Below are 8,869 nucleotides of genomic sequence, written 5' to 3'. Positions count from 1 at the left end.
AAGAACAAATACTTGGTTTATTTCCTTCCGGCTCATGACCGGAATTAGATCTTACCATGAATCGAAACATGATTGCAAGCTTTATTTTTCAGCTTGTTTTCGTTTCGATCACCGCATCCATGTTGATGTCTCGGAGGCAGAAATAGAATATACCATGGACTACTAGCATATTGCAACTGTTTTTTAGAATTTTATTATCCGGCTACTAGAATCGCTGCCTTCTCCCTATACATCAAAGGACCACTCCCGCTTCTATCTACGGGAATGGTCTGAGTTACTATTCATTAGTACGCCCAATTCCCTTGGCGGAATACTGCTTCTATAGAACCGTCCGGCAATTCCCCGTCAATATCGAGCGTCGCGCAGCCAATCATAAAATCCACGTGTGTCAGACTTACGTTAGCCCCCCGCTCCAGTAGTTCGTCACCGGTGAGTTTCGTGCCGCCTTCCAGATTCACAGGATAAGCGCTTCCGAGAGCAAAGTGGCAGGAAGCATTCTCATCGATGCCCGTATTATAGAAGACTCTGTTCAAATTCGATATCGGGGAATCATGCGGCAATAAGGCCAGCTCTCCGAGGTAGGATGCCCCTTCATCCGTCTCCAGCAGCGAGGTTAAATGTTCGCGACCGGACTCTGCATCATAGGCGACCACTTTGCCGCCCTTGAACGTAAACGTAATCCCTTCCACAAGTCTGCCGTTCAAATTGAGCGGAAAGGTACTCCTAACCGTTCCGTTCACGCCGGTACGATGCGGCATGCTGTACACTTCTTCCGTCGGCATATTCGCCACGAAATAGATGCCTTTATCATTCTCCCCGCCTCCGCCGCGCCAAATATGGCCTTCAGGAAGCTCCACGCGCAAATCCGTTCCCGGCGCACGGTAATGGAGACTCTTATAGCGTTTGGCGTTCAGCAGATCCTGCCTTGTCTTCAAATGCTGGATATGCTCGCGCCAAGCGGCGATCGGATCCTCTTGATTCACGCGCACCATCGCAAAGATCGCTTCCCACATCGCATCCACGCGCCGCTCTTCCGGAAGGTCGGCAAACACTTTGTTAGCCCAGGCAACGGTCGGCGCTTTGATCAACGACCAGCTGATTTTGCTATTGCGCGTGTAGGAGGAGTATTCCTTACGTGCGATTGCCGCCGACTTGACCGCCACCGATACTTTAGAAGAATCGATACCTTGGAACAGGTCCGGATTAGGCACTTTAATATGCAGGATCGCCCCGCCCTCTTCGGCAAACCGTACCATACTATCTGCCAGCCACTGCGGATAATAATCGAAGGAGTCATCCGATGCCTTCTCATAGCGGGCGCGAGTAACCGCATCGTCATCCCACTCCACAATGACGAATTTAGCTCCCGCTTCATACGCTTTCGCTACAATTAACCGAGTGAGTTCAGCCGTTTCGATGGGAGCATGTACAATCAGCACTTGCCCGACTTGAACATTCACCCCGACTCTGACAACCAATTCCGCATATTTGTTCAACATCCATTCAAATGTCTTCATTCGCACGATTCCCTTCTATCTTTCATAGTACAGCTTGACTAATCCCTCTATTTTACCCAATTAAAAACGAAAACGAAAACGAAAACGAAGGACCCACCTCATGGAGATGCAACAACAATAATCTAATTATAAACAATACTAATTTATTGTTACACGATAAATAATATGCTAAAATCTTATTACCATTAAAGATAACGCAGCAGATCCAAGATAAAACCGGGAGGTAATCATTCTGAGAGAAGTCACGACATTGTTATTAAAAATTTCTCTTTTTATTATAGGACTGCCGGTTCTGGCATTATGTATATTTTTAGTGCCGCAAGCGGCGAATTTCGCAGCGGACATGTATCCGACGATTGCACCTATGAAATATCTCATCTTCATCGTGATGTATGGAGCGGCAGTGCCTTTTTACTTTGCTCTCTATCAGGCTTTCAAGCTCTTACGGTACATTGATAAGAACATCGCGTTCTCAGAATCATCTGTAAAGGCGTTAAAAATCATCAAGCACTGTGCGCTTACAATCAGTGGTTTATATGTATTAGGGATGCCTCTCTTGCATTTCGTAGCGAAGAAAGCAGATCCTCCCGTTGGATTATTAGGGCTCCTCGTCATTTTCGCTTCGCTCGTGATCACTGTTTTTGCCGCTATCCTCCAACGGCTTCTACAAGAAGCGATTACCATAAAATCAGAAAATGATTTGACGGTCTGAGCCATTGCCATCCTTTTGCCGTTCCATATCACAAAAGAAGAACCCTACCTGTTCGGTAGGGTTCTTCTTTGTTCTGCCCTTTACTCCTTCACGGCGCCAAGCATAATACCGGATACGAAGTATTTTTGCAGGAACGGATATACGATCAGCATCGGCACCATAGCGATAAACACCTTAGCCGAGTTCAGGGTCCGATTAGACAGCTCCGAAAGCTTCTTATATTGCTCCGGAGTCAGGCTGGTACCGACCGGAATGTTGACGACCAGCTGCTGAATATAGGTTTGGAGCGGATATTTGGCAGCCGTATTCATCAGCACCAAGCCGTTAAAGAACTCGTTCCAGTGGTAGACGGCAAGGAACAACGCCACTGCCGCAAGCACAGGAATCGAACATGGGATATACACCCGAAACAGAACGGACCACGGACCGGCACCGTCGACTACGGCCGCCTCATTGAGCTCCTTCGGCAGATTCCGGAAGAAGTTCATGATCAGGATGACGTCGAATACCGGCACGCCTCCGCCCAGCACCAACGCCCAGATCGTATCGATCATATGATAGTTTTGAATCGTGAGGTACCAAGGGATCAAGCCTCCGTTGAACAGCATGCAGAAGACAAGGATCCACATGAAGGTATTGCGCATTTTAAAATCTCTCTTAGGCCGAGCCAGCGGGTACGCCATTAATACGGTCATCAGCAAGGAGAACGATGTACCGAGAACGGTACGCTGGATGGAAATCCAGAACGCGTTAAAGAACAGGCTGTCGTTGATAATTTCCTTATACGGCGCCAAGGAGAAACCGATCGGATAAATGGTAACCAGTCCTGCATTCGCGGCGGACTTGATGGAGATCGATACACAGAACGTGTACCATAACGGATAAACACAGCTTACAAGCAGAATACCGAGGACGATAATATTGGCAATTTCAAACGTCCGCGAGCCTAACGTTGTATTTCTAACCAATGCAGCGTCCTCCTTTAGAATACCGTGTAATCGGCATAGCGATAAGCCAGACGATAGGATATGAAAATCAGTACAAAGCTAATGACCGACTTGAACAACCCGGCAGCCGTCGCCAGCGAGAACTGAAGATTTTGCAAGCCCAGCCGGTACACCCATGTGTCTAATATATCTCCGGTAGAAAATACGAGCGGGTTATACAGGTTATACACTTGATCGAAGCCGGCGTTCAGTACGTTGCCTAAACTGAGCACGCCCAGCAAAACAACCGTGGTCGACAACGCAGGAAGCGTGACGTGCTTGATCATCTGCCAGCGATTAGCGCCGTCAATGGCAGCCGCCTCGTACAGATTGAGATTAATGCCCGTCAGTGCCGCAAGAAAGATAATCGCGTTATAACCGAATTCCTTCCACACGTCGCTTCCGATGACGATCTGCCGGAAAATGCCCGCATCCGCCATAAATAGTTTTGGATCATAGCCAAACATGCCGATAACCGTATTGATAACGCCATAATAGCCGAAAATCCCAATGACAATCGTGGACATAATAACCCAGGACAGAAAGTGCGGCAGGTAAACAACGGTCTGAACCAGCTTTTTGTAACGCAAGCTGCGAAGTTCATTTAGCAGAATGGCGAAGATAAGCGGCACAAGCAGATTGAGCACGATTTTGCCGACCGCGATGATCAGGGTATTGACGATAACCGTCTTGCTGTCATTGAGCTGGAACATATACTTGAAGTTCTCCAGCCCGACCCACTCGGATTTGAATAGCCCCGCTCCCGGATTATAATTCTGAAATGCCATCAGAATGCCGAACATCGGCACAATGCTGAACATCACAAGCCAGACCATACCCGGCAGCAGCATCAAATAATAGTGCTTCTGATGGCCCAATTTTCTCATCCCGACTAACCTCCCTCTCCCTATCCCGGCAGGATAGTAAAGCTTGCGAAAAGCACCTCAATCGGAAGTGCCTTCCGCAAGCTTCTGCATGGTTACTTCTTCAAGAGTTTCGTGACTTCAGCCGTGATCTCGTCTCCGCCTTGAGACTTCCAATCACTTACAAATTTGTCGAAGGAGTCGATGGACGCTTGGCCAAGGATGATTTTCATAACCGTCTCATCTTCCATCTTCTTCAGATTCGCCCATTTGGTTTCCATGGTCGGCGTCTGGTTGTACGTTACGCTGAACACCTTCTTATCAATCGGAACCGTTGTGAACGGACGATCGCCAATTAAGAGGGAATACAAGCGCTGGAAGTCGCCGAAGTTCGTCGTATTGAAGTTGCTGACATTCAAGTCATCGTAAGGAGGCTTCACGACGTCCTTCACTTTCTTGGCATCCGCGTACATCAGTTTGTACAAGCTGTTCGGCTTATTGTAATCCTCCGGATTCGTCTCGCCCTTCAGCACTTTCAGAAGCTCGGTATACTCGTATTCCGTCTCGTTGGCCGCAGCCATAACGTTGCGGAGCGGATACCAGCCTACGCTAACGGACAAATCGAAGGTCGATTCATCGCGCACAAGCGCATTATTCATGATCATAATCGCCTTAACGACATCCGGCTTAGCGTTCTTGCTAATAACGGTGTAGGTGCTGCCGGTCGTCTTCATGTGCGAATTCCATTTGTTGTCGTCGGTATAAACCGGATAGGCCTGCCAGTTCGCAGTCGGATCATTCTTGAAGGAATCCCCGTTGCCGTAGCCGCCATTCCACCATGGGCCGAAGAAAATCCCCGTTTGGTTGGCATTGATCGGATCGCCTACGTTGTCGCGTGTGCCCACCTCGGGATCAATGAGTCCTTTTTTGTACCAGTCAGCCAGCAAAGCCAACGTTTTCTTCGTATTGTCCGACGTCGTTCCGTACGATACCGATCCGTCGCCATTGTCGAGCCAGTAGCCCGGGTAAGCATCGTTCGCGCCAAAAATCGGATCGAAGCCTCCCATGTTATTGGAGGAAACGAGGAAGGTGGAGTAAGGGAACGAGTTCTTGGAAGGACCGGCGATACCGATCGTTTTGTCTCCGCCAAGCTTGTTGTCGATGAACGCTTTCGCCGTTTTCTCGATATCAGACAACGTCTTCGGCACAGGCAGCTGCAATTTATCGAGCCAATCTTTGCGAACCCAGAGTACGTGAACGCCGTCCGTATCCACCGTGATGTTCGGAAGGGCTACCATCTTGCCGTCGTAGCTGGCATTCTCGAGCGCACGGCCTCCGGTGCTGGCCATAATTTCTTTCACCTGCGAGGATTGATATTGATTGAAAATATCGGTGATATCATAGAGCAGTCCAGAGCTGGCTGCTTTGGTCATAAAGGAACGATCGTCGACGACCATACCGTCAGGCAGTTTGCCTGATGCGATCGTCAAGCTGACCTTCTGTTTGAAGTCGTTACCGGTAGCTGCGGTCCAATCGACAATGATATTGATGTTGTACTTTTCCTTCAGATAACGCGTGTACGGGTTGTTGCTTACGCTGTCGCCTTCCGGCAGCGTCTTGTCCGTCGGATCCACCACCATGCCGATGTGAACGTCAACAGGCTTAGGAAATTTGGAGAAAGCCAGATCATCACCCGTTAATGCCGGGCTTGCGGAGTTCGATTCCGAATTTGAAGACGCTTTCAAATTGTTCGATGAATCATTGGAAGTACATGCTGTCACGGTTAGACCAAGTAATGCGGTGGAAAGCAACAATGCCATTTTCCTTTTCATCTTATCCCTCCCCTTTGTTTCTTGCCTTCTCATTGTACATGGGAAGCGAAGAAAAAAAGTCAGACGGATGTGCCGTGTTTTGCGGTAAATACAAGAGCGAGGTGGGCATTTGTTCGATCGATTGCAATCAATCATCCCCCTTGTGGAATTGGGCTCGGAATTCGGAGGGCAACAGACGCGTCTGCTCATAGAAGAGCTGAGAGAAATACTTGGAATCATTGTAGCCTACGGCATGAGCAACCCACGCGATGGACTGATTGGTTTCGCACAGCAGCCGTTCGGCAGCCCTCATCCGCTCTTGCCTTAAGTAATCATTGAACGTCGAGCCTGTCAGCTTCTTGAAGCATTGGCTAAAATAACTTCGGCTCATATGTACATGATCGGCGACTTCCTCGGCATGCAATGTATTCGAAGCTTGCTCGCGAATGAACAATACAGCCTTTAGAATGCTGGTTGTCGTATTGGTGAAATCAGAGGATCCCGCAACCTGCACATACACGCGTTTCCTGTAATCGCGCAGCCATTCAACCGCCGAACGGACGTCATTGGCATCCGAGCGGAGCTCGATATCCAGCGCGGTAATCGTCTCGATTTGTGAAATGACACGCATGAACATCCCTTCTAAGCGGCGAAAAGAAACCTTGGACTCTACCGTTTGCTTGCATAGGCGCTGAAAGACCGACTCATTATACAGCCAGTAGTGAGAGCGCCACTCCTGTTCCAGCCCGGACCAAACTTCTTCCTCTTGTGAGCGGGTAGTGGACTCGGGAGCAGGAGCCGTCGGCGGCTTAGCTGCTGCCTGCTGAAGCTTTTCGCCGGACATTTGCTGCTGGATGCGTTTCAATATTTGCTCGTCGTCCTCCGACTCTAAGCGCACCTTCGACAGATAATCGAGTGCTCCCATCCGATAAGCCGTTTGCACATTCTCGAATTCTTCGTGGAAGGATAAGATAACGGAACGCAGCCCCGGAAATCGTTGTCTTGTGACCTGAAGCAGCTCCATTCCCGACATGACTGGCATCGAGAGATCCACGAACATGAGATCCACCTCATGCTTTTCCATAAACTCCAGCGCCTTCGCGCCGTTCGCCGCTTCTCCGACGACAACCATATCGTGGCTCGACCATGGCATAATCGAAATCAAGCCTTTACGCGCCAGTTTATCATCATCAACGACTAATACTCGGATCAAATCGCTTTCTCCTCTCTGTGCTGAAGATAAGGAAGATCTAATGTTACCGTTGTCCCTTGATTCGGCGTACTCTCTATACCCATACGAGCGTTATGGCCATAAAATGATTCCAACATGGAGCGCACATAACGAAGCCCAATCCCCCATCCCGTCTGCTGCTGGTCCGGCGTGTCGCGCTGCAATAAGGCCAGCGTCTCCCGGCTCAGCCCTTTGCCATCGTCGCGGATCGTGATGTGCACCATCTGTGCCGTTTCATCGGGTGAAATGGAGATTTCCAGCTTGCCGTGGTCATCCAGGCCGTGACAGACGGCATTCTCCACGATGGGCTGCAGGATAAATCTCGCAACCGGGCTATCCAGATAGACGCCTTCCTCAATGTCCAGTCCCACCTCAAAATCATGCCGCATCTGCTGCAGCTCCAAATACGTGCGCATGACCTCAATCTCGGAACGAAAAGTAGCCGATTCCTTAGACTTACCCAAGTTATAATTCAACAAATTAATTAAAGAAGAAACAAATTTCTCAATCTTCGCTTGCTTATGCATCACCGCCAGCCAACGTACCGAATTGAGCGTATTCATCAGAAAATGCGGGTTGATCTGGTAGGCAAGCTTCTCGATCTCGAGCTGATGCCGGCGCTTCTCCTTCTGCTCTACGTCGATAATGAGCTGCTGAATTTGCCGTTTCATAATGTTGAACTGATCGAATATCCGGTCAAACTCATCGATTCCCGTACGGTATTGACTGGTTCCCATGTATCCCTTGCCGAACGTCCTCATTTCCCTCTCGATTAATTGAAAAGGCCCATTAATAAGCCGCCGCAATAGCAGGGTAAGCAGAAACATCATCAGTAAGGCAATGGCGAGAATCCAATACATATGATTCTTCCACGTATAGAGCTCGTGATTGTAGTAAGAGATAGGAAGAAGCAGCGTGATGCCATAGCCGTAATCGCCTGTCATCCGGTTCCACACATAGCCGTCCGCCGAGCCCGAATGCCCGGTTAGCATGAGCCGCTGGCCGGCCGCAAAGGCCGTCGAATCGCTGCTATTATAAGTGACCAAACCTGTTGAATCCGTGAAAACCAGCGAATAGGGCATATTCACGCTTTCTGAAAGCGAATTCATATCTGTCGAAATGTCGGTCTTGGCTTCCACGTAAACGACCAATTGCGTGCCGTCCGAGAATTTCACTTCCCGTGTCACGGACACTACCTGATCATCGCTAAAGCGGCATAACGATTTATGCGGGGATTGGTATTTCAGCTGTCCCATGCCGGAGACATCCGGCAAAGACTGCAGCGTGAAGTCTCCGCGCAGCGGCAGATTCGTCAAAGCGGGCTGACCGGTTTCCGGGTGATAGTACATGACCAGCTCCATCGCCGGATTTGAAAATGTAATTAGTCCGATGTTGTAGGAGATATCCCGAGAGAGAATACGCTGGCTGTACGAGTCCTTGGCAGAGAGGTAGGACTCCATCAGGTTGCCCACCGTGCCCTCGGGGGTCATCTGCTGCGTAACCTGAAGCAAGTTATTGTACATTTGGTTCAGCTTGGTTGTTTGCTGGTACAGATCGAAAGCCATGGAGGTCTTGATCTTATCGTGCTGCATCGTGTAAATCGCATTGTAAGAAACGGTCGCCATTAAGATGGCGAAGCCGACTAAGCCAATCGTCAGAAGCATCATAATTCGTTTGCGTAACGAGGAGAAACCGAACCGATTAAGCAGTACATGCATGAAGCTTGTGTTCCTATGAACCGTTCTGGTC

At 49.3% G+C, this 8,869-nt stretch carries 7 protein-coding genes; 1 reads left to right on the top strand and 6 read right to left on the bottom strand.

Annotated elements, in window-relative coordinates; genetic code table 11:
- Nucleotides 1-284 precede the first annotated feature (284 nt).
- The gene (locus BM412_RS31470; RefSeq protein ID WP_091225627.1) at nucleotides 285-1,517 is read right to left on the bottom strand and encodes an aminopeptidase; all 1,233 of its coding nucleotides are present in this window, start codon (nucleotides 1,515-1,517) and stop codon (nucleotides 285-287) included.
- 232 nt (nucleotides 1,518-1,749) lie between these two features.
- Here BM412_RS31470 and BM412_RS31465 point away from each other — a divergent pair, with 232 nt between their 5' ends.
- Nucleotides 1,750-2,229, top strand: a complete 480-nt coding sequence (locus BM412_RS31465; protein ID WP_091225626.1) for a DUF2975 domain-containing protein — start codon at nucleotides 1,750-1,752, stop codon at nucleotides 2,227-2,229.
- A gap of 80 nt (nucleotides 2,230-2,309) precedes the next feature.
- Here BM412_RS31465 and BM412_RS31460 read toward each other — a convergent pair whose 3' ends face one another.
- From BM412_RS31460 to BM412_RS31440, 5 genes are all read right to left on the bottom strand, one after another.
- Nucleotides 2,310-3,197 (bottom strand): carbohydrate ABC transporter permease, encoded by an 888-nt coding sequence (locus tag BM412_RS31460; RefSeq protein WP_091225625.1) that lies wholly within the window; start codon nucleotides 3,195-3,197, stop codon nucleotides 2,310-2,312.
- Nucleotides 3,198-3,211: 14 nt separating this feature from the next.
- Nucleotides 3,212-4,102 carry an ABC transporter permease gene (locus BM412_RS31455; RefSeq protein ID WP_091225624.1) on the bottom strand — a complete coding sequence of 297 codons (891 nt, stop codon included), beginning with the start codon at nucleotides 4,100-4,102 and terminating at the stop codon, nucleotides 3,212-3,214.
- Between the two features lie 92 nt (nucleotides 4,103-4,194).
- Entirely contained in the window at nucleotides 4,195-5,910 is a 1,716-nt protein-coding gene (locus tag BM412_RS31450) for an extracellular solute-binding protein (protein WP_091225623.1), read from the bottom strand.
- A gap of 127 nt (nucleotides 5,911-6,037) precedes the next feature.
- Nucleotides 6,038-7,102, bottom strand: a complete 1,065-nt coding sequence (locus BM412_RS31445; RefSeq protein ID WP_091225622.1) for a response regulator transcription factor — start codon at nucleotides 7,100-7,102, stop codon at nucleotides 6,038-6,040.
- Entirely contained in the window at nucleotides 7,099-8,838 is a 1,740-nt protein-coding gene (locus tag BM412_RS31440) for a sensor histidine kinase (RefSeq protein WP_177246173.1), read from the bottom strand. Before BM412_RS31440 ends, BM412_RS31445 begins: the two co-directional genes overlap by 4 nt.
- Nucleotides 8,839-8,869 lie beyond the last annotated feature (31 nt).

Origin of the sequence: Paenibacillus sp. BC26 (assembly GCF_900116125.1) — a bacterium.
In the GTDB taxonomy this organism is placed as follows: Bacteria; Bacillota; Bacilli; order Paenibacillales; family Paenibacillaceae; genus Paenibacillus_Z; species Paenibacillus_Z lignilyticus.
This window is presented reverse-complemented; position numbering and strand designations above follow the sequence as displayed.